At 55.7% G+C, this 25,601-nt stretch carries 26 protein-coding genes and 1 tRNA gene; all 27 read right to left on the bottom strand.

Going from position 1 to position 25,601, the window contains the following annotated elements:
- A partial coding sequence (locus WC859_06365) for an efflux RND transporter permease subunit (protein ID MFA5975777.1) occupies window positions 1–1,481 on the bottom strand: 1,481 nt, incomplete at its 3' end.
- 21 nt (window positions 1,482–1,502) lie between these two features.
- Window positions 1,503–2,726 carry an efflux RND transporter periplasmic adaptor subunit gene (locus tag WC859_06360; GenBank protein ID MFA5975776.1) on the bottom strand — a complete coding sequence of 408 codons (1,224 nt, stop codon included), beginning with the start codon at window positions 2,724–2,726 and terminating at the stop codon, window positions 1,503–1,505.
- Window positions 2,723–3,982, bottom strand: coding sequence for a TolC family protein (locus WC859_06355; protein MFA5975775.1), 1,260 nt, complete (start codon window positions 3,980–3,982; stop codon window positions 2,723–2,725). Before WC859_06355 ends, WC859_06360 begins: the two co-directional genes overlap by 4 nt.
- Before the next feature lie 153 nt (window positions 3,983–4,135).
- Window positions 4,136–4,444 carry a hypothetical protein gene (locus WC859_06350; GenBank protein MFA5975774.1) on the bottom strand — a complete coding sequence of 103 codons (309 nt, stop codon included), beginning with the start codon at window positions 4,442–4,444 and terminating at the stop codon, window positions 4,136–4,138.
- Window positions 4,434–4,889 carry a hypothetical protein gene (locus tag WC859_06345; protein ID MFA5975773.1) on the bottom strand — a complete coding sequence of 152 codons (456 nt, stop codon included), beginning with the start codon at window positions 4,887–4,889 and terminating at the stop codon, window positions 4,434–4,436. The genes WC859_06350 and WC859_06345 overlap by 11 nt, the downstream gene beginning before the upstream one ends.
- Window positions 4,890–4,927: 38 nt before the next feature.
- On the bottom strand, window positions 4,928–5,419 hold the full coding sequence (locus tag WC859_06340) for a ferritin-like domain-containing protein (protein MFA5975772.1): 492 nt from the start codon (window positions 5,417–5,419) through the stop codon (window positions 4,928–4,930).
- A 52-nt stretch (window positions 5,420–5,471) separates the two neighbouring features.
- Window positions 5,472–5,542, bottom strand: a tRNA-Gln gene (locus WC859_06335).
- Between the two features lie 131 nt (window positions 5,543–5,673).
- Entirely contained in the window at window positions 5,674–5,862 is a 189-nt protein-coding gene (locus tag WC859_06330) for a GIY-YIG nuclease family protein (protein MFA5975771.1), read from the bottom strand.
- A 178-nt stretch (window positions 5,863–6,040) separates the two neighbouring features.
- A complete protein-coding gene (gene ispE, locus WC859_06325; GenBank protein ID MFA5975770.1) occupies window positions 6,041–7,012 on the bottom strand; it encodes a 4-(cytidine 5'-diphospho)-2-C-methyl-D-erythritol kinase in 972 nt (323 codons plus the stop codon).
- Window positions 7,009–9,150, bottom strand: a complete 2,142-nt coding sequence (locus WC859_06320; protein MFA5975769.1) for a tetratricopeptide repeat protein — start codon at window positions 9,148–9,150, stop codon at window positions 7,009–7,011. Before WC859_06320 ends, ispE begins: the two co-directional genes overlap by 4 nt.
- 146 nt (window positions 9,151–9,296) lie before the next feature.
- Entirely contained in the window at window positions 9,297–9,734 is a 438-nt protein-coding gene (gene rimI, locus WC859_06315; protein ID MFA5975768.1) for a ribosomal protein S18-alanine N-acetyltransferase, read from the bottom strand.
- 158 nt (window positions 9,735–9,892) lie between these two features.
- On the bottom strand, window positions 9,893–10,579 hold the full coding sequence (tsaB, locus tag WC859_06310; protein MFA5975767.1) for a tRNA (adenosine(37)-N6)-threonylcarbamoyltransferase complex dimerization subunit type 1 TsaB: 687 nt from the start codon (window positions 10,577–10,579) through the stop codon (window positions 9,893–9,895).
- Between the two features lie 11 nt (window positions 10,580–10,590).
- Complete coding sequence (tsaE, locus tag WC859_06305) at window positions 10,591–11,064, bottom strand: tRNA (adenosine(37)-N6)-threonylcarbamoyltransferase complex ATPase subunit type 1 TsaE (GenBank protein MFA5975766.1); 474 nt, start codon at window positions 11,062–11,064, stop codon at window positions 10,591–10,593.
- Complete coding sequence (gene thiL, locus WC859_06300; protein MFA5975765.1) at window positions 11,036–12,055, bottom strand: thiamine-phosphate kinase; 1,020 nt, start codon at window positions 12,053–12,055, stop codon at window positions 11,036–11,038. The genes tsaE and thiL overlap by 29 nt, the downstream gene beginning before the upstream one ends.
- Window positions 12,056–12,247: 192 nt before the next feature.
- Window positions 12,248–13,117 carry an NAD(P)H-hydrate dehydratase gene (locus tag WC859_06295; protein ID MFA5975764.1) on the bottom strand — a complete coding sequence of 290 codons (870 nt, stop codon included), beginning with the start codon at window positions 13,115–13,117 and terminating at the stop codon, window positions 12,248–12,250.
- Window positions 13,114–13,452, bottom strand: a complete 339-nt coding sequence (acpS, locus tag WC859_06290) for a holo-ACP synthase (GenBank protein MFA5975763.1) — start codon at window positions 13,450–13,452, stop codon at window positions 13,114–13,116. Before acpS ends, WC859_06295 begins: the two co-directional genes overlap by 4 nt.
- Window positions 13,453–13,558: 106 nt before the next feature.
- Window positions 13,559–15,385, bottom strand: coding sequence for a glutamine--fructose-6-phosphate transaminase (isomerizing) (gene glmS, locus WC859_06285; protein ID MFA5975762.1), 1,827 nt, complete (start codon window positions 15,383–15,385; stop codon window positions 13,559–13,561).
- Between the two features lie 13 nt (window positions 15,386–15,398).
- A complete protein-coding gene (locus WC859_06280) occupies window positions 15,399–16,118 on the bottom strand; it encodes a pyridoxine 5'-phosphate synthase (GenBank protein ID MFA5975761.1) in 720 nt (239 codons plus the stop codon).
- Window positions 16,115–17,476, bottom strand: a complete 1,362-nt coding sequence (glmM, locus tag WC859_06275; protein MFA5975760.1) for a phosphoglucosamine mutase — start codon at window positions 17,474–17,476, stop codon at window positions 16,115–16,117. Before glmM ends, WC859_06280 begins: the two co-directional genes overlap by 4 nt.
- A gap of 91 nt (window positions 17,477–17,567) precedes the next feature.
- The gene (gene cdaA / locus WC859_06270) at window positions 17,568–18,374 is read right to left on the bottom strand and encodes a diadenylate cyclase CdaA (protein ID MFA5975759.1); all 807 of its coding nucleotides are present in this window, start codon (window positions 18,372–18,374) and stop codon (window positions 17,568–17,570) included.
- Between the two features lie 2 nt (window positions 18,375–18,376).
- Entirely contained in the window at window positions 18,377–19,339 is a 963-nt protein-coding gene (gene folP, locus WC859_06265) for a dihydropteroate synthase (protein ID MFA5975758.1), read from the bottom strand.
- On the bottom strand, window positions 19,278–21,092 hold the full coding sequence (gene ftsH, locus WC859_06260) for an ATP-dependent zinc metalloprotease FtsH (protein MFA5975757.1): 1,815 nt from the start codon (window positions 21,090–21,092) through the stop codon (window positions 19,278–19,280). The genes folP and ftsH overlap by 62 nt, the downstream gene beginning before the upstream one ends.
- Complete coding sequence (tilS, locus tag WC859_06255) at window positions 21,089–22,015, bottom strand: tRNA lysidine(34) synthetase TilS (protein MFA5975756.1); 927 nt, start codon at window positions 22,013–22,015, stop codon at window positions 21,089–21,091. The genes ftsH and tilS overlap by 4 nt, the downstream gene beginning before the upstream one ends.
- A gap of 51 nt (window positions 22,016–22,066) precedes the next feature.
- Entirely contained in the window at window positions 22,067–23,047 is a 981-nt protein-coding gene (locus tag WC859_06250; GenBank protein ID MFA5975755.1) for an NAD(P)/FAD-dependent oxidoreductase, read from the bottom strand.
- A 94-nt stretch (window positions 23,048–23,141) separates the two neighbouring features.
- Complete coding sequence (locus WC859_06245) at window positions 23,142–23,528, bottom strand: hypothetical protein (GenBank protein ID MFA5975754.1); 387 nt, start codon at window positions 23,526–23,528, stop codon at window positions 23,142–23,144.
- A 107-nt stretch (window positions 23,529–23,635) separates the two neighbouring features.
- Window positions 23,636–24,205 (bottom strand): bifunctional nuclease family protein, encoded by a 570-nt coding sequence (locus WC859_06240; GenBank protein MFA5975753.1) that lies wholly within the window; start codon window positions 24,203–24,205, stop codon window positions 23,636–23,638.
- A gap of 65 nt (window positions 24,206–24,270) precedes the next feature.
- Window positions 24,271–25,521 carry an FIST N-terminal domain-containing protein gene (locus tag WC859_06235; GenBank protein ID MFA5975752.1) on the bottom strand — a complete coding sequence of 417 codons (1,251 nt, stop codon included), beginning with the start codon at window positions 25,519–25,521 and terminating at the stop codon, window positions 24,271–24,273.
- Between the last annotated feature and the right edge of the window lie 80 nt (window positions 25,522–25,601).

Here is a 25,601-nt window from a genome sequence, read left to right as displayed (position 1 = left end):
GCTGGATCGAGCGTGATGGCAAGAACGGCGGCGATGGCCATCGCCAGGTTCTTGGTATACGCCAGTGGCTTGAACAGGCGCCCTTCCTGGTCGACCAGGGTGAAGATCGGCATGAAGGCCACCGCAATAACCAGTAACGAAAAGAAGACGGAAGGGCCCACTTCTTTCAGCGCTTTAAGACGGATATCGTGATAATCCCCCTGACGCCCGCCTTCGACCCATTGTTCCAGCCGCTTATAAGCGTTTTCCACTTCAACGATCGCCCCGTCGACCAGGATACCGATCGATATCGCGATGCCGGAGATGGACATGATGTTGGTCGTCAAACCCATAAAATACATCGGGATGAAGGCCAATGTCACCGAGATCGGGATGGTCAGAATCGGAATAATGGCCGACGGAATATGCCAGAGGAAGAGGAGGATGACCAGGCTCACGATGAACATCTCCATCCCCAGTTCCTCTTTCAGCGTGGCGATGGAGCGATGAATCAGATCGGACCGATCGTAGGTCGGGACGATCTCAACGCCTTTGGGCAAGCCCGGCTTGATCTCCTCTATCTTGGCTTTGACCCGGTCGATGACGTTCAAAGCATTCTCGCCTTGGCGCATGACAATAATCCCGCCTACCGTGTCTCCCTCCCCATCCAAATCCGCTACGCCGCGCCGGATCTCCGGGCCCAGCGCGACATGGGCGATACTCTTGACCAGGATCGGTGTCCCCGTCTTCATCTCCCGGCCGACGACGATATTTTCGATGTCCTGCACACTCTTGGCATAGCCGCGGCCGCGGACCATGTACTCGGCCCCTGAAAACTCAACCAGCCGGCCTCCTACGTCGTTATTGCCGTCCCGGATAGCTTCGATGACTTTCATGAGCGGGATGTTGTAGCCCACAAGAGCATTGGGATTGACGTTCACCTGATACTGTTTCTGGAACCCTCCGATCGAAGCGACTTCTGCGACACCGGGGACGGATTGCAGCCAGTAGCGCAGATACCAATCCTGGAACGTGCGGAGCTGAGCCAAATCGTTCTGGCCGGTCTTGTCCACGAGGGCATACTGATAGACCCAGCCGACTCCGGTGGCATCGGGCCCCAGCTCGGTCTTTACGCCTTCCGGAAGCTTGGATTGTATTTTGGAGAGATATTCCAGGACCCGGCTGCGCGCCCAATAGATGTCCGTGCCATCTTGAAAAACGATATAGACGTAGGAGTAACCGAAATCGGAAAATCCTCGAATGGCTTTAATCTTGGGAGCACCCAGCATCGCCGTGACAATCGGATAGGTGACCTGGTCCTCCATGATGTCGGGGCTTCGGTCCCAACGGGAATAAATGATGACCTGCGTGTCGGAGAGGTCAGGGATGGCATCCAGGGGAACACGCTTCATGGCGTAAACGGCTCCGATAACACCAACCAAGGTAAACAGAATCACCAGATACTTATTTCGGGCTGAAAATTCAATAATCTTCTCAATCATAAAGTAAATCTCCTGTAGAGATTACTGGCCATGTCGGTGGCCGCCGCCGGCGTCGGAAATCGCCGCCTTGAGTTTCGACTCGGAATCAATCAGGAAGTTGGCCGAGGCCACGACCTGATCGCCCTCTTTCACGCCAGAGAGGACTTCGTAGTAGCCCTCCGCTTCATGGCCCACCCGCACTTCACGAGGCTCGTATTTGCCCGGGCCTGTCATCACAAAGACGATCTGGCGCGTGCCCGTATCCAATAAGGCTTCCGCGGGGATCGCCAACCGCTTTCCCAGGGTCACATGGATGACGGCATCGACGTACATCTCGGGTTTGAGCAAACCGTTTTCATTGGGAATTTCTGTGCGGACCCGGAGCGACCGCGTTTCGCTGTTCAGAATTGAATCCACAGCCCTGACCTTTCCCCAGAACCGGCGCCCCGGGATAGCCGAAGAGAGCACTTCCACGGGCTGACCCTCGCGGACCAGCCCCGACTCGTATTCATAGATCTGGGCATAGACCCACACCTTGCCGCCCGGTTGGCCGAGCAGGAGATTGGTCTGGGTCCCGGATGAAACCCCCAATTCGGTGATCTGACTCTGGGAGAGACCCATCTGCCGCAGGCGGAGGGTGGATGCGTCGACAAGGGCCTCGGCCTGTTGATGAACATCGGGCCAGGGGCTGTCCTTTGTTTTCTCGCGAGCGATGAGCGCTTCTTGATGTTCCGCGCTGGCGCTGTAGAGGTCCGGATCATAGGCCACCCGACCGCTGGCCCGGATCAGAAAAGTCAAATCGCGTCGTTCGACCGGCGCCACTCGGACACCGATCAATTGTTCCCGGTTGGCTGGAATAGACACGGCGGCATACCCGGAAACGGGAGTAGCCGCCGACTGCTCATCCGAATACACGGGTACATAGTCCATGCCCATGTCATCTTTTTTTGGAACGGGAGATGTCATCCCAGGCTGCATCGGAGACCGGTAAAAAAGGATCTTCCGCTCTCCGGACTTGTTCGTGCCGCCCGCCTGTTGAATGGCCGCGTCGCGGGCTTCTTGCGATTCAATGGGAACCAGGCGCATCCCGCAGATGGGGCAATCTCCCGGCTTGTCGGTGATGACGGTCGGGTGCATGGGGCAGTGATACTGCTGTTTCTGGACCTTCGCTGAATGCGAATGTTCGGAAGACCGCTGGCAGGTGGTGAAAGTCAAAACACCCGCCGTTGTTAAAATAATGAGAGCGATGAAGATCATGCGTTTCATTTGGGTTCTCCTAAATCAACGCCGACGACCCGTTCAAGATCGGCTAGATACTGTTGGTAATCCGCAATGTGCTGGTAGTGTTCCAGCCTGAAATCCAGGAGCGACCGGGAGGAGTCCAAGAGATCAAGAAAGGGGATGCGGCCGCTCTGATACCCGGCCTGGGAGACCTTTAAAGCCTCCTGGGCCTGCGGCAAAACGCTTGTTTGATAAAGTTCCGTCAGGCGCTGGGCCGTGTTCACCTTCACGAGCAGATTCTTGACGTCAAAAAGCGTCATATTTTTCATGAACTGATATTCCGCCTGAGCCATTTCGCGGTCCGCCCGAGCCTCCCGGACCATCGCTCCCTGTTTCCAGAACCACAGCGGAACGGAGAATCCTACCACCGCGTCGTGGGTCTCAGGGCCATTCGTCATGTCCCGGCGGCGGTACTGCAGCATGAGATCCGGAAGATATTCGGATCGCGCCAGATTGAGCGATGTCTGGCTTTTATCCACAGTTCGAGCCGCTTCCTGCAGCTCCGGGCGCGATTGGACCGCCAATGCCTGCAGAGATTCCAGATTCCGCTTGAGATGCTGCAGCGAAGGGTCTTCCGGAACCCCGAGGGCATTTTCCGGCGGCCGGTTGAGAAGCGTGTTCAACATCGCTTCATTGGTCTGCTTTTCCTGGTCCAGGGTGACCAGCATGTTGAGCATCTTGGAGAGTTCAACCTGCGCTTTCAGAACGTCGCTTTGCGTGGCCGTCCCCGCCGCATAGCGCGCATTGGCCGCCTGAGCGAACTGCCTCATGAGGTCGACGTTTTCTTGAAAAATGTGGATGGCGTGATGGCTGAGGAAAAGCATCGCGTACGTCGTTTTGACCCTGGCCAAGACGTCTCGCTCTTTGGCGCGGAAGCCGGCTTCGGCCATGGCCGCCTCCTGCTTCGTACGCCGGTTTCTCAGATACAACGTCGTGGGAAAGGGAATCTCCTGGGTCACCGCCCAATTCTTTTCGCCCGTACCGGCAAACACCCCGTCATTTTGAGGCACATACATTCGCTCAATGTCCAGGCGGGGCTTGTCTGGGGTTGTTTCCTGAGCGATGCGCGCCCGGGCCGCGTCCCATTTCTTTCGTGCCGCAAGAATCTCCGGGTTTTCGCGTTCAGCGATCCGCAGGATGTCCTGCAGCGTAATCGTGGAAGTCGAGGTCGCAGGCATTTTTTCCGCTAAGACACCGCCTGCCAGAAAGAGCGCCAAAAAGGCAAAAAATATTTTCCCCACAAATACTCTCCTCCTATCTATTATCGCATCTTCGCGACTGGCTGATCGGCTAGATTTCCCCGTTGAACCAGACCCGGTGTTCAGTTCCAGAACCGTTTCATCAGCCGTTTCACGACTGTTTCATGATTTATGATGCTTTCTCATTTGAAACGGTTAAAGGTAGGCGTTGTACAGCTGCGGTTCTACTGAAGGATGTCCCTCGTTGTCCCAGGTCAGACGGCCCTGAAGAGCCAGCGTGCCCCAATCGCCTGTTTTGTTGGAAAACTTCTGGATGTAATCGGCTCCGATAGACGGCTTCTGCATGACATCCCGATGGCTCATGGAATCATAAACCACCTTGTCCTGATGCGAAGAATACCCGCCGACGGCTTGCGCCTCAAAGTACAAGAGACGCGACTCCGCCAGCGTCATCGTTGCCGAGAATGCGAGAAGAACAGCGGCTAGGAGGGTATTAAACCGCAAAATCTATTTTGCCAGAGAGAACCGGCTTCCCGGCCCGTTTGATCCGGAGGACGATCTGCCAGGAGCCCGGCATGCTGATTTGAACTGGCAGCAGATAATCACCTTTTTTGTTCAGCTGAACCGGAACAGGGCCGGAGTCGTGCATGCGCATTTCCGGCATACCATACTCCCCGGTGATTTCATAAGGGGTTTCCTTCTTCCCGGCATTCGAATAAGCCTGAAGGATTACAATGACCATTCCCATTTCTGGTTTCTTATCGAAACGCCAGGTGAAATAACCGCCGGAAGGAAGCGGATTCTTTTTCCCCTCACCGGACAGTGTAACGGGTTCCGACAAACGCGCGAATTTAACGAGGTGGGAGCTATGACTTTCCGCATCGCCGGCCGAAGGGCAACCAGGAACCAACCACATCCCAACAGATATGGCAGCCAGGGCTTTTCTCATAAATATCCTCCCCATGAGGGAAACCGCAGGGAACCCGATTATTTCAGCGGGGTCTGCATGTCCGCCAACATCGCCTGCAGGTCTTCCTCGTGCTCCACTTCGTCCGTCAATATTTCCAGGATCATGTGATAGGTGATGTCGTCCTGGCCGCGCACAAAATCAAGGATTTTTTTATACACAGCGATTGCGCATTGTTCTCCCTTGATGTTTTGTTTGATCAACGCCATGGTATTAGGGTCGGCCGGCGCGTCATAGCCGCAATTCGTTTCTTTCATCCAGTCTTCTGGTTTTAAAAGAGGAGTTCCCCCCAGCTGAATCATGCGTTCCGTCAGCTTGTCCGCGTGTCCAAGCTCCTCCTGGGCGTGCTCTTCCAATTCCTTCGCGACAATGCCCCTCATTCTTCCCGAGGCCACCTTCGCTCCGACCCAGTACTGGTAGTAAGCAAGCCATTCGTCAGCGAACGCTTTATTCAACAACTCGAGCAACTTTTTAACATCCACTCCCACGATTTCTTTTCCTTTTGTTCCCATACGGACCTCCCTCTATTCGTTCAAAATAATCAAATCACGTATCAAATATAAACTCCCGGACTAGGATTCGAACCTAGACTACAGCCTCCAAAGGGCTGTGTGCTACCATTACACCATCCGGGAATGGTTCGACTCGCTCCGCTCGCTCACCATCTTCACAGAACGAGCCAGTCGAATCATTCTCCAAAAAATCATTACAAACGCTTCAATAAACCCACATCACCGGCTGCTAAAGCCAGTTTCTTACGACGAGTTCAGCGCTTTATCCGTGCTTCACGTTTTTCAGCCGATTCGCGGTTCGGATGTTGCTCCTTCCAAATCAGTTCGGTCAGCCCTTTCGTCCGAACATGTTTGGCTCCATGACCAGACTGATGCTCGTAGACTCGCCGTTCCAAATCACTGGTCAACCCGGCATAAATAGACCCGTCACCGCATTCCAACATATAAACGTGCCAGCTCAAGGGTTCGACTCAGCTCCTCAAATGGTGAGCGAGGCCGACTACAAGGAGAGCCGAGTCGAACCACACCACCCGGGAATAATCCGCCACACGTCAAGCGGATTACCCGACCACCGTGTGTCGGGTAAAATCTAAGCGATTTTAACTTTTATTCTCCGACGGCTCAATGAACAGCCGTATGAACCAGCCAGCTTTGGGGATAGGTTTTTCGAATGGCCGTCAGGACCCGCCGGCCGGCACCGGACGAGGGGACTAACCCGAAGACGCTGGAGCCTGAGCCGGACATGAGCGCTGCGGCGCAACCGGCATCTAATAATCTTTGCTTAAGCTGGGGAAGTTCGGGATGGCCGGGAAATATGAACGTCTCGAAACGATTGAATAATGTACTCTCACCCCAACCCTCCCCCTCCGCAGGGGGAGGGAGCATGAGTCTTCTTGAAAGTGTCATTCCCCTCTCCCTGTTGAGGGAGACCACGGGGCTTCCGCAATTCCCTGTAGCGCCCCGAGTCCCGCGTCGTTGCGGGAGGGCACGGCCGAGCGTAGCGAGAGCCGCGGGTGAGGGCACATGTCGTAAATCAGTAAAAGGGAGTTTCACTTTTCCATACGCTTCTTTCGTCGACACGCCAAATCCCGGATACACGAGCACCATCCACATTTTAGGGAGAGGCGGCAAGGGACGCAGCCGGTCTCCGATACCCCCCGCCAGACATAATCCTTTTTTCAAAAAGAAGGGAACATCCGCTCCCAGCGATGTGGCGAGTCGATGCAAAGCCGCCTCGCTTGGTCGGCGCCGCCACAACCGGCAAAGCCCGATCAGCGTGGTGGCGGCATCGCTGGACCCGCCGCCAAGTCCGGCGCCGGTGGGAACGCGCTTGGTCAAGTGAATCCGGGCTCCCCGGCGTTCTTTGAGCAGCGCGCGCAGACCTACAGCCGCCCTCATCACTAGATTGTTGGCATTCACCTGCAAGGAGGTGTCGCTGCACCGCAGGAACAGCTCATCCGCCGACGCGAACGTTAGTTCATCCGTCAGAGAGATCGTCTGGAAAAGAGTTGAAAGCGTGTGGTAACCATCCGGACGTTTTCCAGTAATTTCAAGGAAGAAATTGACTTTGGCGGGAGCGGCCAGACGGATCATGGGATGAAAGGCTTCCCATTTTCAGGATCATTGGGGACCCAGCCTGAAAACGTCAGGCGGGCGTCCCACTTCAGGACCCGGTTACGTAAACGGATCTCACGCGGGAGCCAAAGACCGTCGACAAAATCATACTCCGACACGTCGATCTCATCGCGTCCTCCCTGCGGATTCGGCCGGCGAAAACCAGTCAATACGCCCCGTTCCGGGTCCACCCAGGCCTCCTGCTGCCCGATGTGATAGTGGATACGGCTTTTGCTCGACTCGACCTGAACGCGCTGATCATCGAAAGGCTCGGTCAGTTTCCCGGAGAGGAACTCCGGCAGGCAAAGGAGTCCCTGCAACGGCATTCCATTCAGATTTTCGGCGGCCGAAGGCGGCTCGACAACGACCGTGCTGCCTTGAACGCGAAAGCGGGCGCTGGGCGCCTGCCCGGCCGCTCCCACATCGATGATCATCCGGTCCGGCCGCTGATAATAGAGCGCTCCTTCGGCACGAAGCGGCTGATGATGCCATTTCCCAAGGACCCAGACCCGGCCGCGCACGTCCGCCATCTGGCGGAGGTTCCCTTCAATATAGTTGAGATATTTTCGCTGGTCCGATCCGGGAAGGACGCGGGACCTTGCTTCCTTCGCCTTTTTACGAATGGCTTTGTTTTTCGGATCCAACCCCAGCGCCTGATTCCAGGCTTTCAGCGCCTCCGCAGCGTTCTGGACAGACCATTGGACATCTCCCATATGGTCATAAATGACAACATCCCCGCTCTCTTTTAGCGCCTGCTCCAGGAACAGGACAGCCTCTTTCGGATCCCCCCGCTTAAAACGAACCCATCCGAGGCTGTCGAGAAAAGCGCCGCTGTGCGGTTCCAGTGCAACCGCCTGACGAAGCAGTGTTTCAGCCTCCTCCAGACGAATGCCGCGATCAGCCCACGAGTAACCGAGGTAATTCATGGCCGGGGCATTTTTGGGATCACTCTTCAGCACATTCTGAAACTGTGCCTGCGCATCGTCGAAATGGCCCATCCGGTCTTCCGCCATTGCCAACTGAAAACGCATCTGGGCATCATTCGGGTAGAGCGCCACTCCCTTGATCAAAATCTCACGCGCTTTTTCAGTCTTGTTCAAATCCAGATAATCCATCCCCAGGAACAGCAGGACATTGACGTTTTCGGGATCGACCTTCCGGGCCTTTTCCAACCACTTCACCGCTTCCGGAATTCGATGGTCCAACGTTAAATAGTAAGCGGTGAGCGGCAGAAACTGAACGTCGCGGCTGAGCTGGTAAGCGGATTGCGCGTTACGCGCGGCCTCTCCCCACTGACGCTGCTCTTCGCACACGCGCGCCAGCCAATAATGAACCGTCGCATCTTTCGGCTGAAGCGAGCGGACATTTTGAAAATCGCTGCGCGCCGCCTCCCAATCCCGGTTGGCGTAATGCAAATATCCCAAGCGCATATACAAAAGCGGATTGCGCGGCTGCAGCCGGATGCACTCCGCGTATTCGCCGACCGCCTCGGCGGTACTCTTCTGAATCTCATACAGCTCGGCCAAGGCCAGATGGGGAGCCAATTGCTGCGGTTCCTTTTGGATAGACCGACCGTACATTTCAACGGCCTTCAGGGGCTTGCCGCTTTTCTGATGCAGCACGCCCATCTGAAAATACGTTTCAGCATCGTTGGGATTGATCACCAGAATCCGCTGGTAATATCCCAGCGCCTTGTCAGCATCGAGAACGGAATAATAATTGCCAAGACTTTCCAACGCCTGCAGATTGCCCGGATCCAACTGAAGCGCTTTCTCAAACGCTTCAGCGGCCTTGGCCAGATTCCCCTGCGCGACCCGGATATTGCCGAGAAACAAGAAGGAGGAGGGGTCGTTCGGCGCCAGATTTTTCACTTTTTCAGCGGCCTGCAAGGCGGCATCGAGACGCCCGAGCCGGAGGTTTAACTGCGCGATATCGCGATAGACCTCGAGCGCTTGAGGATCCTGCTGCACCACTTTTTCATAGGCTTCCAGCGCCTTGGCGATATTCCCGGCACGTTCTTCCGCTAAACCACGGACGTAGTCCAAGTACGTGGTGGAACTGGCTTCGGCCCGGAGCCCCAGAAGAAAACTTATCCCTAAAAAACAAAAGACCGTCATTGCGAGCGGAGCGAAGCAATCTGTCAAACAGCAGACAGATCGCCTCGTCCCCGCCAGACGCCCGCCACGATGGCCGGCGGACGGTCGCCAGAAGTTTGGAGACCGTCTGGCGGGTCCTCGCGATGACAGCAGTTGACTCCATTTCGTCATAACACTTTCTCCATTAAAACAGCGTCTTCCATCGGGGCCTCATAAAAGCGAGGCCGTTGCCCGACTTTCTGAAATCCAACCTTCCCATAGAGCGACAACGCCGCGTGGTTGCTCGCTCTCACATCAAGGCTGCACCGCTGGCAAGCCTCCGAACGAGCTTGCTCCAGGAGAAAACGAAGCAACCGCTCTCCCGATCCTTGCCGCCGGTCCTTCGGCTCAATAACCAGATTAATAATCTGCGCTTCCAAACCTACCTTCCAATAGCCTCCGTATCCCAAAAGCGCATGGTCTTGCGTCATAACAAAAAAACGGGACATCGGCAAGGAAAGCTCTTTTTCAAATTGGGCCCTGGACCACCGAACATCTCCGGCCCGGTTTTCCAAAGCCGCCACGCTCTCCAGCCAGGAGCCATCAAAACGTTTAATCTCTACCATAAGCTGTCATCCCCCGCGGGTGCTGGCGGGGGATCTATAGATCCCCTGCACCGTCCCCCGTTGAATCAACGGTCGGTGCGGCCCCGTCGAGGAGCACATCAACAGGGGAACGAGGCTGCCAGAGACCGCAGGGAATGACGACAGGGAAACACTCGGCATTATCCACGGAGACGCTCTTGCGCAGCAGCCTCCCGAAGATACAACGGCTGCACACGCCGATACGAGTTTGCGCCAGCCTTCTTCAGCCGGGGCGCCGCCAAATGAAGGACTGCCGAGGCTTTCGGATACCAATGTTTTTCGGCCGCCCGTTGAACCCGCAAACCCTTTAATCGCGGAGGGTCACTTTTCAGAGCATTACCGGTCACCCAAACCGAACGGCCGTGAGCCAGCATCTTGGCCTTTGCCCACCACCGGTCCGAAGGCCAATGGACCGCCGGATGAACCGCGCACCATCTACCGCCGGGCAAGCGTTCATAAAGAGCCGCAAACACAGACCCCCGAAGCGCATCCAGAACCGGGCATATCAGCCCTTCGGGAAGCGGCTGGCCAAAAGCCAATGCTTCCAGAGCGCTTACCCCGACCACAGGGATTTTCCGTGTCTGTCCCAATGTCCGGGCAGCGGCCAAACCAATACGAATGCCGGTGAAACTCCCGGGGCCAACGGAAACAGCGACCCCTCTTAAGGACTGCACCGGCCAATTCAATTGGCGCAGAAGATTCGTTAACCCTTCAAAAAGACCTTCGGCATGACGCCATTGCATCGCCCCTTTGTAGGTGGCCAATACCTGCTCGAACGTCCCAGCCGCCAATGAAAGCTGTGGGCTGGAGGTCTCCAAAGCCAACAACCGCGCCTCCTTCAAGACAAGACCGCCTTCAACCGCCGGCGCCAGATTGAAGAGATTCGGGGAATCGTGAGCCGGCGTTCCTGCGGCCCGCCCATGGACAGCTGAATTTCCAACGTATCGTTCGGCAGCCGATCTCGCACTTTGTCCGCCCATTCAATCAGACATACACCGTTCCCCCAGTAATCTTCCAAGGGAAACTGAAGTAACTCCGTCGGCAACAGTCGGTACATATCCATATGATACACAGCGCCCTGCGGCGTGGCATATTCGTTCGCCAGCGCAAACGTAGGGCTGGTGACACGGCGGCGGCATCTCATGGCCTTCACGATGGACTGGATTAAGGTTGTTTTGCCGGAACCCAGTGGGCCGACCAGCGCCACGACATCGCCAGGAGCAAGCCCCCGCGCGAAGCACCGGCCCCATTGACCCATCGCCGAGGGACTCGAAAAATGCCACCTAAGCTGTTTTGAAATGCGAGTAGCCATACCCTTGAAGCGCGGTGCGGCGGGTTCCCTGAAGCGCCCAGCAGCCTTCACCTTTCGGCAGCATGCGCCCGATGACCCTGGCGGAAGGAATCCGTTTATGGAGAGCCGGCCACCGGCCGGGTGGCAGGGTGAAGACGAGCCCATAGTCCTCTCCTCCTGAAAGCGCATAGGTCACAGCTGCACATCGCTTATACTCGGCCCATCGCCGCAGGACCCGAGAAACCGGCAAATGATCCAACTCAATTTCCGCGCCCAAGTTGCCCGAAGATTCGGCCAGCAAACGGACCGACGCTTCCAGTCCATCTGAAGAATCCATGAGGCTCGTGGCCCAGCGCGTTTCCCCCAGGATGGCTGATTCCGCGAAACGCGGGGATGGCGCTGAAAAGGCCTTCACAAGCGGTTTTGTCCAAGCCCATTTTTTCTTCCCAGCCCTCAGCACCTCCAGGCCAGCGGCCGCCTGACCAGGCTCTCCAACAATAACAATCAGATCTCCCGGACAAGCCTGATGACGCGTCAGAAGATCCTTCGGGTTGGCTTCACCCAGGATGGTCACGCTGACGAACCACCCGGACTGTGATCCAACGGTATCCCCCCCTAATAACCCGGTTTTCCACCGCTGTGCGCAAGTTTTCAATCCTTTATAAAAGTTATCCACAGAATCCACAGGGGTATCCCCAGGAAAAGCAGCGCTCACCAGGGCCGCCAGAGGACGCACCTTCCCCATGGCGGCTAAATCGCTTAGATTAATCGACAAAATCTTCTCCCCTAATGACTCCCAGGAAAACCAGCGCCGTTCAAAATGAACACCCTCTACCATGGCATCGGTGCTCGCGACGAGCACCTTCCCGGAGGTCAATCGCACTACTCCCGCATCATCCCCAGGGCCTATGCACAATTGTGAATTAAGCGAGGAAGGCCAATAGAGCTTGGGCAGGAGTTTCCGCAGCCATCCGAATTCTCCAAGACTGGCTAGAGATTCAGGTCTTCTCATGATCCTTCTTGTGGAGCGTTGTCCTGGGGCTTTCGCGTCGGGTGGATAGGCCGATGATGATGGTGATAACACCTGACAGGAACAACGAAACAGCTACACAACCTTTTAAAAACTGAACAAAATCATGACGCCAGATCCAGCCGCACCAAAGCCCAAGCGACGCGACAAGAGCTCCGAAAAATGAACTCAACATTATTTCACTCCTATTTTTTTTAATGCCAAAGGAAGAACTCGGGCCAAATGGGTCGCCAGCAAACCGCGATCCGACTCACGGGCCAGATCGCCCGCCAATCCGTGCAGATAGACACCTGCGGCCGCCGCCTGAAGCGCTGACAAGCCTTGTCCAAGAAAAGAGGCTACGATTCCGGTCAGGACATCCCCCATGCCACCTGTCGCCATGGCCGGGTTACCGGTGGTATTGCAATAGGTTCGTGTCCCATCCGTCACAAGGGTCCGATGGCCTTTCAAAACGCAGGTACAGGATAACCGCTTGGCCAGCGCTTCGGCCAAGCCGAGCCCCTCTCGCCGGACAACCGATGGATTCACACGGCTCAGACGAGCCAATTCGCCAACATGAGGAGTGAGGACGAGCCCCTGCCGGCGGCGGATATCAATAGGTTTAATGTTATTCAAACCGTCCGCATCAAGAACCAGAGATCCTGTCCATTTCTCTAACAGAGCGAGGATAAGATTCCGAACAGAGGGATGAACGGAAAGGCCGGGGCCGGCCGCGATAACATTGATACGTCGTCCCTGCCAATACCTACGTAAGACCGGATAAGCGCCCGGGCCAATGCAGCCGGCGCGTGTTTCGGGCAACGCCAGCGTCAAGGCTTCCGGAACTCGGGCCGCAACGGTTGGCCGTTCACTGGGAATGGTCGCCACCGTGACAAGACCCGCTCCGGTCTGCAACGCTCCCAAAGCGGTCAGGATCGCTGCCCCGCTCATGCCGCGGCTTCCGGCGACGATCAGCACATGACCGTTTAATCCTTTATGGGAATCCAGCGGACGCCGGGGGAGCCAGGAACGCACCCGGGAAGAGGTGATGGCACCAGCTTTCATTTGAAAACCGCCATCGCCACGGCATAATCACGGCCATGGGAAAGCGAAATGACCACTTTCCTGGCCAGTTTTCGAAAGGGCGCGGCAAAAATAACTTCAGGTTTACCATTCGGATGATTGCGCACGTGGATAGATCGATGGAGCAGCCGCGGCTCGCCCACCGCCTTCCATACCGCTTCCTTGGCCGCAAAACGAACGGCAAAATGCTGAGCCGAATTTTTTCGCGAGCGGCAGTAAGCGATCTCCCCGGGAGTAAATATCCGCTCGAGAAACCGCCGGTTCCTCACGGATTTTGCAATCCGGGCGATTTCAACGATATCAACACCAATTTCCATAGGTCATAACACCAAACGACCGATTCGACCGAAACGGCGGATACGGCCATAACGGCGGCAACCGATGTTCCGGTCGCATCCGCCGTAGCGGACGAATCCGCCGTTTTTATTCAACGGTAACACTCTTGGCAAGGTTTCTGGGCTGGTCAACATCACACCCCCGCAAAACCGCCACATGGTAGGCCAACAACTGCAGCGGGATAATGTTGACGATCGGAGAGACCGACTCATGAACAGGGGCGACTTTCAAGACATAGGTCGATTGCTTGGCGATTTCCTCATCATTTTCCTCCGCCACGCTGATGACAATGCCGCCCCGGGCTCTGACTTCTTCGATATTGGAAAGCATTTTCTCCCGGACCACCGAGCGCGTCGCGATCGCGACAATCGGCATGTCTTCGTCAATCAACGCAATCGGGCCATGTTTCATCTCTCCGGCGGGATAGCCTTCCGCATGAATGTAAGAAATTTCCTTAAGCTTCAGGGCTCCTTCGAGAGCAATGGGATAATTCAGGTGCCGGCCCAGAAAAAGAAAATCGGTTTTTCGGAAAAGATGGTGAGCCATCTGTTCCACCTCTTTCGCATGGTCCAGGGTCGCACTGATCGCCAACGGCAGATGGAACAAGGCCTGCAGGAGGGGTCGGGCCTCTTCGGCCTTGAGCGCGCCTTTTTCCTGGGCCATATAGAGGGCCAGGAGAAAAAGAGCGGTGAGTTGACCGGTGAACGCTTTGGTCGACGCCACGCCGATCTCTGGACCGCAGTGCGTCATCAGGCTGTAAGCCGCATCCCGCGTGGCGGTGGAGCCGACCGCGTTGCATAGCGCCATCGTTGGAAAACCCTTGGCTTTTGAATCGCGCAGGGCGGCGAGTGTGTCAGCGGTTTCCCCGGATTGCGTAATGGCGACCACCAGGGTCCCGGGGTCCTTACGGAAACGGCGATACCGGTATTCGCTGGCAATTTCCACGTCGCAGGGAATCCCGGCCAGCTCTTCAAACCAGAAACGGCTGACCAAGGCCGCGTGGTAGGACGTTCCACAGCCGACCAGGCAAATCTTGGGCAGTTTTTTGGCGATCTCAGCAGGAAAAATATCCTCCAACTGAACACGTCCTTCTTCAAGAGAAATGCGGCTCCGGAACGTGTCCCTGACCGTGGTCTCCTGCTCATAAATTTCTTTGAGCATGAAATGTTTATAACCGCCCTTTTCCGCCATGAGGGCATCCCAAACGATGGTCTGCACGGGACGTTGAACGGGTTTGCCGGAGAGATCCATCAGGCGCACCTGGTCCCGGCTGATTTCGGCGAGGTCTCCGTCTTCCAGAAAAATAACTTGGCGGGTGTATGGCAGAAGCGCCGGCACGTCCGATGCCAAAAACATTTCTTGTTGGCCCATCCCGATGACCAGCGGAGAGTCCTTTCGGGCCGCCACAAAATGGTCCTTTTGATCCGCGGCCAATACGCCGATGGCATAGGACCCCTGCACTTTTTTCAAGGCTTTCTGAACAGCCGCCACGAGATCGCCCTGATAGGTCTCCTCAATCAGATGCGCCAGCACTTCCGTATCGGTCTGAGATTTAAACTGGTGACCGGCCTCCGTCAGGTGACGCTTGAGTTCGACATAGTTCTCGATAATCCCGTTATGAACGACAACAATATTGTCTTTGCAGCACATATGCGGATGGGCATTCTCTTCGGAAGGACGGCCATGCGTGGCCCACCGGGTGTGCCCGACGCCCAACGTCCCTTCCACCGGTTGCTTCCCGAGCAATTCTTCCAGAACCGACAGCTTCCCCGGGCTTCGCCGAAGTTGAAAGGCCCCTCCATTGAGGACCGCCACCCCGGCCGAGTCATAGCCGCGGTATTCCAGACGGCGCAATCCCTCGATCAATACGCCGGAGGCCTCTTTTGATCCGATATAACCCACGATTCCGCACATAAAAAACTCCTGTTCAGCGCAGGGAAATAAGGTCTTTCATTTCTTTGACAGCCTGTCCCAAACCAACAAAAAGCGCCTGACTGATGATGGAAAATCCGATATTCAGCTCTTTCATCCCGGGAAGAGCCGCCACCACCGCAACGTTTCGAATCGTGAGGCCATGCCCTGCGTGCAACCGCAGTTTGAGCTTGACGGCCAGCTCCGCCGCGCGACGAAGGCCATCCAATTCCCGTGCCTGGCTCTCCCTTTCCAGGGCTACGGCGTAACGCCCGGTATGCAGTTCCACGGTATCCGCCCCGAGCGACTTGGCGCAGCGGATTTGATCCGCATCCGGATCCACAAACAAACTCACTTCAATTTTTTTTGCGGACAAACGGCTGATGCTCTTTTTCAGAGCGGTGCGGTGGCTGATCACATCCAAACCGCCCTCGGTCGTCAACTCCTGGCGTTTCTCCGGGACGAGACACACGCGGGCCGGAAGAATGGCCAGAGCCATCTGCTCCATTTCCTCGGTCGCGGCCATCTCCATCGCCAGCGGGATGTTTAAAACCTGCTTCAGCAACCGGATGTCCCGGTCTTGAATATGGCGGCGGTCCTCCCGTAAATGCGCCACAATGCTGTCCGCCCCGTTCGCCTGAGCGGTCAACGCCGCAAAAACCGGATCCGGCTCATCGCCTTTGCGCTGTTGCCGGAGCGTCGCCACATGGTCGATGTTGACGCCCAACCTCATCAGGATCCGGCCCCCAGCACTTTCTTGGCTTCATCGGCAACCGAGTGAGCCAGCGCCTGGAGCCGGGCCTCGTCAGGCCCTTCCATCATGATTCGCAGGAGAGGTTCTGTCCCGGAATAACGAATAAAAACCCGCCCCTGTTCCGCCAGCTCCCGGCAGGCGTGATCGATCCGATTCTGGAGCGTCGGACAGTTTTCCAGAGGTTTTTTCTCCTTCACGCGAACATTCAAAAGCACCTGCGGGTAGCGCTTGAAAAGCGAGTAGACCCAGGAAAGGGGATGCCGGCGCTGGCGGAGCATGCTCAGGACCTGTAAGGCCGTTAAAAGACCGTCTCCGGTCGGCAGAAATTCGTGAAAAATGATGTGCCCGGATTGTTCGCCGCCGATCACATAATCGTTTTCTTCCAACTTGTCCGAAACCCAGCGGTCCCCGACGGGGGTCGCCACGGCCTCAAGGCCCCAGGATTCCAAGGCTTTCATCAAACCGAGATTGGCCATGACCGTTACCACCACCGCATTGCCCTTCAAACGTTTTTCTTCCTTCAAAAAGCGGGCGGCACAGGCCAGGATAAAATCGCCGTCCAATAAACGTCCCTTCTCATCACAGAAAATAACCCGATCGGCATCGCCGTCGAACGCGATTCCCCCATCGGCTTTTTTGGCGACCACCAGCCGCTGCAATTTCTCCGGATGCTGGGATCCCAGACCGGCGTTGATATTGCGCCCGTTCGGTTTATCCCCGATGGCGATGACGCGCGCCCCTGATGAACGCAGGAAATGCGGGGCGATATGGGACAGCGAGCCGTTCGAACAATCCACCACAAGGGTCAACCCGTCCAGGGAGGGCCGAAGCGGCACGCTCTGGTGCAGAAAATCCAGATATTCCTGAACGGCTTTGGTATCCCGGAACCGCTTGACCTTGGCCTTTTTAAGAGGGGTCATCTCCGCGACCTGTTTTTCAATGAAACGTTCCCAGGTGTCAGGGCATTTGCGGCCCTGCGGATTAAAGAGTTTGACTCCATTGAATTCACTGGGATTATGCGAGGCGGAAATCATCACGCCGCCCATCAATTTCCGCTTGGGAACCAAGTACGCGATGGCGGGAGTGGGGACTACCCCAACGTCCAGAACATGGACGCCTTCCGTGGCCGCGCCTTCGGCAAACGCCTGTGCGATCCACGGCCCCGAGCTACGGGTGTCTCGTCCCAGCAGGAACACCGGCGGGCAATCCGGCACATGCTGCTTATACGTTATGGCGGCCGCCGCCCCGAGATGCCGGATAAATGACTTTTGCAAGGGAGCCTCTCCGGCGATCCCCCGCACGCCATCGGTCCCAAAAAGAAGCGGAGCGGTGGGCGCCATCAGGAAGCCCTTAACTTGACGAAAAGCCATACCAGAATGGCCATGACAAGGGCTAATAAGCGCAGTTCCCAATTATTTTTCCAATTGTTCATCATGATGATTTTTTCACCAGCAACGGGTTCAAGCCTTTCTGGGTCCGATGTTCATAGAGCTCCATCAACCGGCGCCGCAGCTCATCCGCGCTGAGGTCCCGCTCCAGTTGCCCGGCGCGAGCCAGGGACAGGCTTCCGGTTTCTTCCGAAACGACAATCACCCAGGCGTCCGTAAACTCGGATAAACCGACCGCCGCCCGATGGCGAGTTCCTAAAATCTTCGCCAATCCGGGATCATTCGAAAGCGGGAGCAGACATCCCACAGCCACCAGGCGGTCATTCTGAATAATGGCTGCTCCGTCATGCAAGGGAGACCGGTAATGGAAAATCGACATCAGAAGCTCTTTGGAAAGCTCCCCGTTAATGAGCGTCCCGGTTTCGGCATAGTTGCGAAGCCCCACATCCTGCTCCAGAACCAGCAATAGGCCCATCTGCCGCTGCATCGCTTCACGCACGGCGCCGTCAATTTCGTCGATGAATGTTAACCGGCTGGGCATCAAGAACCGTCCTAGCGGATGGCTTCCAAGATGCGCCAGAGCCGAACGGAGTTCCGGCTGAAAAACAACCGCCAGAAGGACCACCGCCCCAGACCAGAAATTCTCCAGCAACCATTTTGAAGCCGGCAGGGGAAGGAAATGCTGTACCACAAGCGTCACCCCCATCAACATCGCCAATCCCATGACCACTTGCACCGAGTGCGTCCCGCGAATCAACAGAAGCAGCCGATAAAAAACAAAAGCGATGAGAAAGACGTCGATCGCCGGCAATAAAAAAACAGACCACAAATGATAGAGAACACCCGTCATAATCAATCTCCTCGCCTGCGCCCTCCGGCGTTAGACGAAAACGACTTTTCACTGGTTCTGAGCGCCTGCCAGATCGCCAAAGTCCGCCGTGTCGCACCGGCATCGTGAACCCGCAGCCCGGACGCTCCACGTTCAACGGCAAAAAGATTTGCAGCCAATGTCGCCTCCAAACGCAATTCCGGGGGAAGCATATCCGCGCCTGACGAGACGGCCAAACGCCCGAGGAACATTTTGCGGGATAACCCGACCAGGACCGGACGGCCCAGCGCGGCGATTTCCCGCAAACGGCGCAACAGCGTTACATTGTGCTCGACGGTTTTTCCGAAACCGATCCCCGGGTCCAGCACCACCCGGGATTCCGCTATCCCATGCTTGACGACAAAGCGAAGACGCTCTTCCAAAAAAGCCTTCACTTCTTCTACAACATCTTCATACTGCGGAGCATGCTGCATGGTCTGCGGTGTCCCCTGCATATGCATCAAGACAACAGGGACTTTGGCCTGGGCCGTCACCTCGACCATCGCCGGATCGTTTCGCAAGGCCGACACGTCATTGAGCAGGCCGGCGCCTTGTTCGAATGCTTGACGGGCGACTTCAGACTTTTGCGTATCAATCGAAATCAATGCGTCGGGGCACCGGCTTCGAATCCCCTCGATCACCGGCACGACGCGTTTCAATTCGTCTTCAACGGAAACAGGATCGGATCCCGGACGGGTGGACTCTCCGCCGACATCCACACAATCCGCTCCTTCCGTCAGCAGACGCAGGGCCTGCGTAACAGCGGCGGCCTCCTGAAAAAAACGCGAACCGGCGTAAAATGAATCAGGGGTGGCATTCAGCACCCCCATGATCCATGTTCGCCGGCGATCAAAAAGAAACTCGAACGACGCCGAAGAGCTGGGACTAACCGGCCGAGGCCGCTCCGGCACCGCCCCGGATAAGGGATTCGACTTCTTCGCTTTCAAGCATTTCCTTCTCGATCAAGCGTTCGGCCAAACGATCCAGTTTGGCGCGGTTTTCCGTCAAAAGTTTTCGCACATAGGTCATCGCTTCCATGATCATTTGCTTGACCTCTGAGTCGATCAACTCGGCGGTGTGATTGGAATAGGGGCGTTCCCGGTTCAAATCCCGTCCAAGAAAAATTTCTTCTTCCTTTTTCCGGAACGTCAGCGGGCCCAGTTTATCCGACATGCCGAATTCACACACCATCTTGGCGGCCAGGTCTGTGGCTTTCGACAGGTCATCGGAGGCGCCGGTTGTAATCTCAGAAAAGACCAGCTCCTCCGCCACCCGGCCGCCCAGAAGGACGGAAAGGCGATTCTTTATCTCCGTACGGCTGGTCAGGTATCGGTCTTCTGTCGGGAGCTGCAGCGTATAGCCAAGAGCCGGGCCACGGGGGATAATTGAAACTTTATGAACCGGATCGGTTCCCGGCGTGAGCTTGGCCACGAGCGCATGCCCGGATTCGTGATAAGCCACGATTTTCTTTTCTTTTTCCGATATCATGCGGTTTTTTCGCTCCGGGCCGGCGATCACGCGCTCAATCGCTTCCTCCAACTCGGGTAACTCCACGTGGGGTTTATTGCGCCGGGCCGCCAGAAGCGCCGCCTCGTTCACGAGGTTCGCCAGGTCTGCGCCGACAAACCCCGGAGTGCGGCGGGCAATGACTTTGAAATCCACATCCGGAGCCAGCTTCACAATCTTCGAATGGACCCGCAGGATTTCCTCACGGCCGCGAAGATCCGGCATAGGCACCGTCACATGACGATCAAATCGTCCCGGGCGAAGCAGTGCCGGGTCCAGAACATCCGGACGGTTGGTGGCCGCGATCAAAATAACGCCTTCCTTGGTATCAAACCCGTCCATCTCCACCAACAATTGGTTCAATGTCTGCTCTCGCTCATCATGTCCGCCCCCGATGCCCGCGAAACGATGCCGGCCCACCGCATCGATTTCATCCACAAACAGCAGGCAGGGCGCATTCTTCCGTCCCTGATCAAAAAGATCGCGGACGCGGCTGGCGCCAACCCCGACAAACATCTCCACAAACTCGCTTCCCGAAGATGAAAAGAACGGCACAGCGGCTTCGCCGGCAACCGCCTTGGCCAGAAGCGTCTTGCCCGTTCCGGGAGCGCCATAGAGCAGTACGCCTTTTGGGATTTTGCCGCCCAGCCGTTGAAATTTGGCGGGATCCTTGAGAAAGTCAATGATTTCACGAAGTTCTTCCTTGGCCTCATCGCAACCCGCCACATCGGCAAAGGTTATTTTGGACTTTTTGCCGGATTGCAGCTTGGCTTTACTGCGTCCGAAAGCCATGGCCTGTTTGCCGCCGCCCTGCATCTGGCGAATCATTAAGAACCAGAAAACAAGGAAAACAACGGCCGGGCCGAAATTCATGAGCACCATGCTGACCCAACTCCGGTCCACCTCCCCGGAAAAGTCTCGCACGTGCACCTGCAGTTCTTGAACCAAGTTGGGATCATTCAAGGGGATGGTACGGAAATTCTCCTCCTTCCCACTCGCGTTCTTCAAACGCCCACGGATTTGATCCGGACGAACCGTCACGCTGACGATCTGCCCTTCGTTCAGACTGCGTTTAAACTCGGAATAGCTGATGTCCCGTTCTGTATTGACCGAACGCATGGACATAAAAATGAAATAGAGCACCCCGAAAAACAGGAGCCATGCTAAAAAGCCGCGCCAGTTACGATTATTCATGAATTCCTCTTGAAGATGAGCAACTGTTTTGCTCGCCGTTCTACGACGATATTTCTTCCTAAATGCAACGAACAGACGCCATTGGGTGACCCCGCCAGAGCAACAACACGCTCAATTTCCTGGAAGGATAAACCTGGCAGGACATGGCGAAAAATCCGCCGAACAAGGGCTCTATGATAGCCTAAAAGATTCGCCAAATCAATCACGATTCTTTTGTTGTTCTTTCGCACTGTTTTTAATAATTTCGATCTCACAATTTGGTCCCAGAAATCTTCTTCCTGGCGAAAGATTTCCGCACTCTGGCCCAAACGCCCCCCCAAGCCGGGATAATCCCGCTCCAGATAAGGCAAAGTCACGTGCCGGATCCGGTTGCGTTGATAGCGCAGAGACCGGTTGGTCGGATCCTGCCGGTACCGGAGCCCCTGTTGTTTCAGATAATCCAGGAGCGTTTGACGCGGAAACTTCAAAAGTGGGCGAAGCAACGAGATGTTTTGCATCTGACGGCGCGGAGGAATGCCGGCCAATCCCGAAGGGCCCGCTCCCCTCAGATAATTCATCAAGACCGTCTCCGCCTGATCGTTCGCATGATGGCCTGTCATAATGGCCGAGCAGCGATGCCGGCGGGCCAGCTTCACAAGCGCCTGATAGCGCAGCTCCCGTGCAGCTTCTTCAATTCCCATGTTTTTCTTCCGTCCATGCGCCCGCACATTCACGGCGACAACAACACAGGGAAGGTCCCAGGAGGCCGCCAAGCGTCGGACGAAATCCCGGTCCTTCCCCGATCCTTTACGAAGTTGATGATCAACGTGCGCCAGGAGAAACGGATAGGGAAGCGCCTTGACCAGATGGGCCAGCGCCACAGAATCCGGACCGCCTGAAACAGCGACAAGCAGTTTTTTACCAGGCTTTACATAAGATCGCAAAAATAATTCAACTGATACCGAGAGGTCTTGAATGATCTGCCTCCAAAACAACTATCTGGATTGGTTGCTCGAGTGTCCCGGGGACAAGCGGGTCCCGGGATTAAGAAAAGTCGCTGCGTGATTGACCGCGATGGCGGCCTCACCGAAACCGGAAGAAATGAGCTTCACTTTCCCCGGGTAGGTAGCCACATCCCCGGCTGCATAAATGCCTAGGAGATTTGTTTCCATCCGGGTATTGACCACAATCATATTGGCGTCCAGCTGCAGGCCCCATTGGGCCAGTGGGCCGACGGTTGATTCAAATCCCAGGCAGGCCAGCACTTCCTCCACAGGGATGACGTTCTCCGCCTGGGTCTTGTTATTCACGAGGACCGCAGTCTCTACATGAGAAGTTCCACGCAGTTCTTTGACCTCATAAAACAATTTAAGCTTCACGGTGGACGCTTTCAGTTGTTCGACGCTCCGCTCATGAGCGCGAAAGACATCCCGGCGATGGACCAGCGTGATGGCGGCGGCCAGGGGTTCCAGATTCAGCGCCCAATCCACCGCTGAATTTCCGCCGCCGACAATGAGAACGTTTTTCCCCGCATAATGCTTGATGTCCGGCACAAAGTAGGCTAACCCTTTCCCTTCGAAACGTTCCACCCCCCGGACGGGAATCGGCTTAGGCTTAAAGACTCCCACCCCGGTTGTCAGGAGGATGGACCGCGTTTTGTGGCGGTTTTTTTGGGTCACAATCTCATACATTTTGTCGACAAGATGAATCCGTTCCGTCCGCTCATTCAGGCAACAGGTGGGATGGTATTGAAAAGCCTGTTCAACGAGGTTCCGAACGAGGTCCTTCGCGAGAATCTTGGGGAAACCGGCGACATCATAGATATATTTTTCCGGATAGAGCGCGGTGACCTGCCCCCCGAGTTCCTCTAGACTGTCGACAATTTTAACTTTCAGACCGCGAAAACCGGCATAGTAAGCGGCGTAGAGTCCGGACGGACCCCCGCCGATGATCGTTAGATCAAAAATATCGTCCATACGTAAATTCTACATCAAGAGGCAGGGGGGACTATCGAGAATGACGGGATTGGGGATGAGGGCCTGCGCCCTCATCCCCAACCGAATCCTTTGATTACGACCGCTGGAAGCGAGCCGCTCGTCGGCTCTGCTGTTCCTGCAGAAGCGCGTCAAAGTGTTTCTGTTGATCCTGATTCAGCAGGGCGCGGATCTTGCTGTCCGTCTCCTGCCGCAGCGACTGCATGGATTGACGTTGGGCCGCCAGAAGCCCTCGAACCGCATCATGCTGTTCAGAACTCAGATTAACCGTCTTATCCAGCAGAGCCAGAAACCCGTACGATGGACGGCTGTTATTGGAACGGTTCCAATTCGAATGCGCGGCCGCGTTGGAACGTCCCGCTGCAGCTGCGGGAGCCGTGCCTTCCTGGGCCAACCCGCTTGTCACGAGAGTGCCGAGAATGATCAGACTCGTCAGAACCTGGTGCCACTGTTTTTCCTGCATACAGACCTCCTTAGGGTGATCCGCCGATGGCGGAAGTTGCTGTCACCTCTTAGAGGGAGCACCAGCGGATTTATTCACTCTCAAAATTGTTGGGTTGTCTTAGAACTCTACTGAGGAGAAGGGGAGGGACCTTCGCTGCCTTTGTCCTTGTCCTTATCTTTATCTTTTTTGTCTTTACTTTTGCCTTTGAGGTCTTTGAAGAAGTCTTCCGGCTTCATGTTCTTGAGCTCTTCCTTGAAATTCTTGACCTCATCTTCCGTAATGGGCTTGAGCAACTCGGGACACTTACCGAAAACAGCCTCGGAGACGAATAGCGGGCAGCGCGTGCGAACCGCCAGAGCCAGGGCATCGCTGGGCCGGGCATCAATGACCGTGGTCGTGTTGCCGTTGGTGCGAAGATGGATTTCCGCAAAATACGTATTATCGAGAAGGTTGGTGATCACCACTTTTTCCATGGTGACATGCGCGGAGCGCAGGATAGACGTCATCAGATCATGCGTCATAGGCCGAGGGGGTTCCTGGCCGGTCAATTCAGCCGCGATGGCTCCTCCCTCAAAAATGCCAATCCAGATAGGGACCAGGCGCGGGCCGCCGACTTCTTCAATGACCACGATGCAACGGTCCACGACTTGCGCGAGGGAAAATATTTTTGCTTCTCGAAGATCCTGTTTGGCCATAAATTTCTGATTGAGCTTACGTCCGGTTCTTTAAAAAATCAACGGAAAAACAATTCCATGTCTTCCTACAGCGAAGGAGGTTGGCGGACGGGATGGGCAGAGGCCATATCCAGACCGGCTTGGGACGATCCTACGTACTGCGGACGGAATAATGCAAAACAGCTTGTATAACCATGCAAATAGGTTGTCCCCCCGACCGGCCCAATCTCACCATTACAGAAAAATCCGCTGATCGGAACTTTTCCGAGTTTCTGTTGGAATAACCGTGTGTCATGGCTATTCTGTCCATACAGGTACTCGCCGCGTCCCAGACAGGAAAAAAGCACCGCTCCGGCCACATGATCACTCCCGCTCCGGATGCGATAGGTCTGCAAAAGCTGTTCCAAATCATCCGTCGAGGTCTGGGAATCCCGCAAATGAAACTGAACAATCTGTCCCTGGCGCAGAAGAGCCCCCACCGCCAGAATTCCCTTCCCCGTATCCATTCCCACAATATTACGAACAACAAAATCACCCTGCGTCAAATGCGATTTGAACGGGTTCATACTGATTCCCAGGAACAAGGCATGTTGGAGGAGGTCCTGATCTCGAGCATCGAGGGTCATAAAAAGGTCCCTCAAAACATTCAGGGAAGGCTGGCCGTCCAACTCCATCAAAATGTTACGGTCACATTTGGTGACCCGTAAGGGCCTGCCAATGGGACGGCACCCCTGAGCCACGAGCGCGTCCAAGACGACATTCCCGGACATCGCAACGCCCACCACTCCGGAGCGGTAACAAACGGAATCCAGAAAAAGGGCATTTTCTCCTGGTTGTTTAGCCCCGCTGGCCAAGCCTCCGACTTTCATCGCCTTGGGGTAGGCATAATCCAATCCCAAAATAAAATTTTCAACCCGGACAGAAAAAGGGTCAGCCAGAATAATAAAGTGCGGTTGATCCACGGGCGAAACAGCCATCAATTGATGCCAGACCCTGGGACTTGCATCAAGGCTGGGGAGCGTACTCTCGGATACACGGAAAGGCGTCAGCGTGACATCCGGCAAAAGAGCCGCGCTGATCGCCAAGGCCGGGTGGCTCTCCACCTCCCGGCTGTCTCCAACCACCCCGCCTCCGGAGCACCCGACGATCACCCGGGCGCCAAGGACTTTGCGCAACCGGGGGGCGATGGTTTCATAGCCTGTCTTAAACTCACTGGAAACAAAAACCAGACATAAATCAGGCTTTTTCCCATCCAGCTCAAGGGACAGCGTCGCGAGTGTTTGTTCAAGGGCGCTGGACAGTGTTGAGGCATCCGAAAGGGCGGAAAACCATTTCATATGGTGTATTTTTATTATACCTGACAACATCGGAACTCAACTCAATTTTTCTCATGCCGAGCAAGAACATTTTGAAACTG

It is taken from the genome of Elusimicrobiota bacterium (assembly GCA_041660185.1).
Lineage (GTDB): Bacteria > Elusimicrobiota > Elusimicrobia > 2-01-FULL-59-12 > 2-01-FULL-59-12 > JBAZWU01.
The sequence above is the reverse complement of the archived record's forward strand: the minus strand, read 5'-3'. Positions and strand labels throughout refer to the sequence as shown.

Coding starts and splice junctions, on each gene's coding strand:
- WC859_06360 (MFA5975776.1), bottom strand. CDS start 2,726: ATGAAACGCATGATCTTCATCGCTCTCATTATTTTAACAACGGCGGGT.
- WC859_06345 (MFA5975773.1), bottom strand. CDS start 4,889: ATGAGAAAAGCCCTGGCTGCCATATCTGTTGGGATGTGGTTGGTTCCT.
- WC859_06340 (MFA5975772.1), bottom strand. CDS start 5,419: ATGGGAACAAAAGGAAAAGAAATCGTGGGAGTGGATGTTAAAAAGTTG.
- WC859_06330 (MFA5975771.1), bottom strand. CDS start 5,862: ATGTTGGAATGCGGTGACGGGTCTATTTATGCCGGGTTGACCAGTGAT.
- ispE (MFA5975770.1), bottom strand. CDS start 7,012: ATGATCCGTCTGGCCGCTCCCGCCAAAGTCAATTTCTTCCTTGAAATT.
- WC859_06320 (MFA5975769.1), bottom strand. CDS start 9,150: ATGACGGTCTTTTGTTTTTTAGGGATAAGTTTTCTTCTGGGGCTCCGG.
- rimI (MFA5975768.1), bottom strand. CDS start 9,734: ATGGTAGAGATTAAACGTTTTGATGGCTCCTGGCTGGAGAGCGTGGCG.
- tsaE (MFA5975766.1), bottom strand. CDS start 11,064: ATGGCTACTCGCATTTCAAAACAGCTTAGGTGGCATTTTTCGAGTCCC.
- thiL (MFA5975765.1), bottom strand. CDS start 12,055: ATGAGAAGACCTGAATCTCTAGCCAGTCTTGGAGAATTCGGATGGCTG.
- WC859_06295 (MFA5975764.1), bottom strand. CDS start 13,117: ATGAAAGCTGGTGCCATCACCTCTTCCCGGGTGCGTTCCTGGCTCCCC.
- acpS (MFA5975763.1), bottom strand. CDS start 13,452: ATGGAAATTGGTGTTGATATCGTTGAAATCGCCCGGATTGCAAAATCC.
- glmS (MFA5975762.1), bottom strand. CDS start 15,385: ATGTGCGGAATCGTGGGTTATATCGGATCAAAAGAGGCCTCCGGCGTA.
- glmM (MFA5975760.1), bottom strand. CDS start 17,476: ATGGCGCCCACCGCTCCGCTTCTTTTTGGGACCGATGGCGTGCGGGGG.
- cdaA (MFA5975759.1), bottom strand. CDS start 18,374: ATGACGGGTGTTCTCTATCATTTGTGGTCTGTTTTTTTATTGCCGGCG.
- ftsH (MFA5975757.1), bottom strand. CDS start 21,092: ATGAATAATCGTAACTGGCGCGGCTTTTTAGCATGGCTCCTGTTTTTC.
- WC859_06250 (MFA5975755.1), bottom strand. CDS start 23,047: ATGGACGATATTTTTGATCTAACGATCATCGGCGGGGGTCCGTCCGGA.
- WC859_06245 (MFA5975754.1), bottom strand. CDS start 23,528: ATGCAGGAAAAACAGTGGCACCAGGTTCTGACGAGTCTGATCATTCTC.
- WC859_06240 (MFA5975753.1), bottom strand. CDS start 24,205: ATGGCCAAACAGGATCTTCGAGAAGCAAAAATATTTTCCCTCGCGCAA.
- WC859_06235 (MFA5975752.1), bottom strand. CDS start 25,521: ATGAAATGGTTTTCCGCCCTTTCGGATGCCTCAACACTGTCCAGCGCC.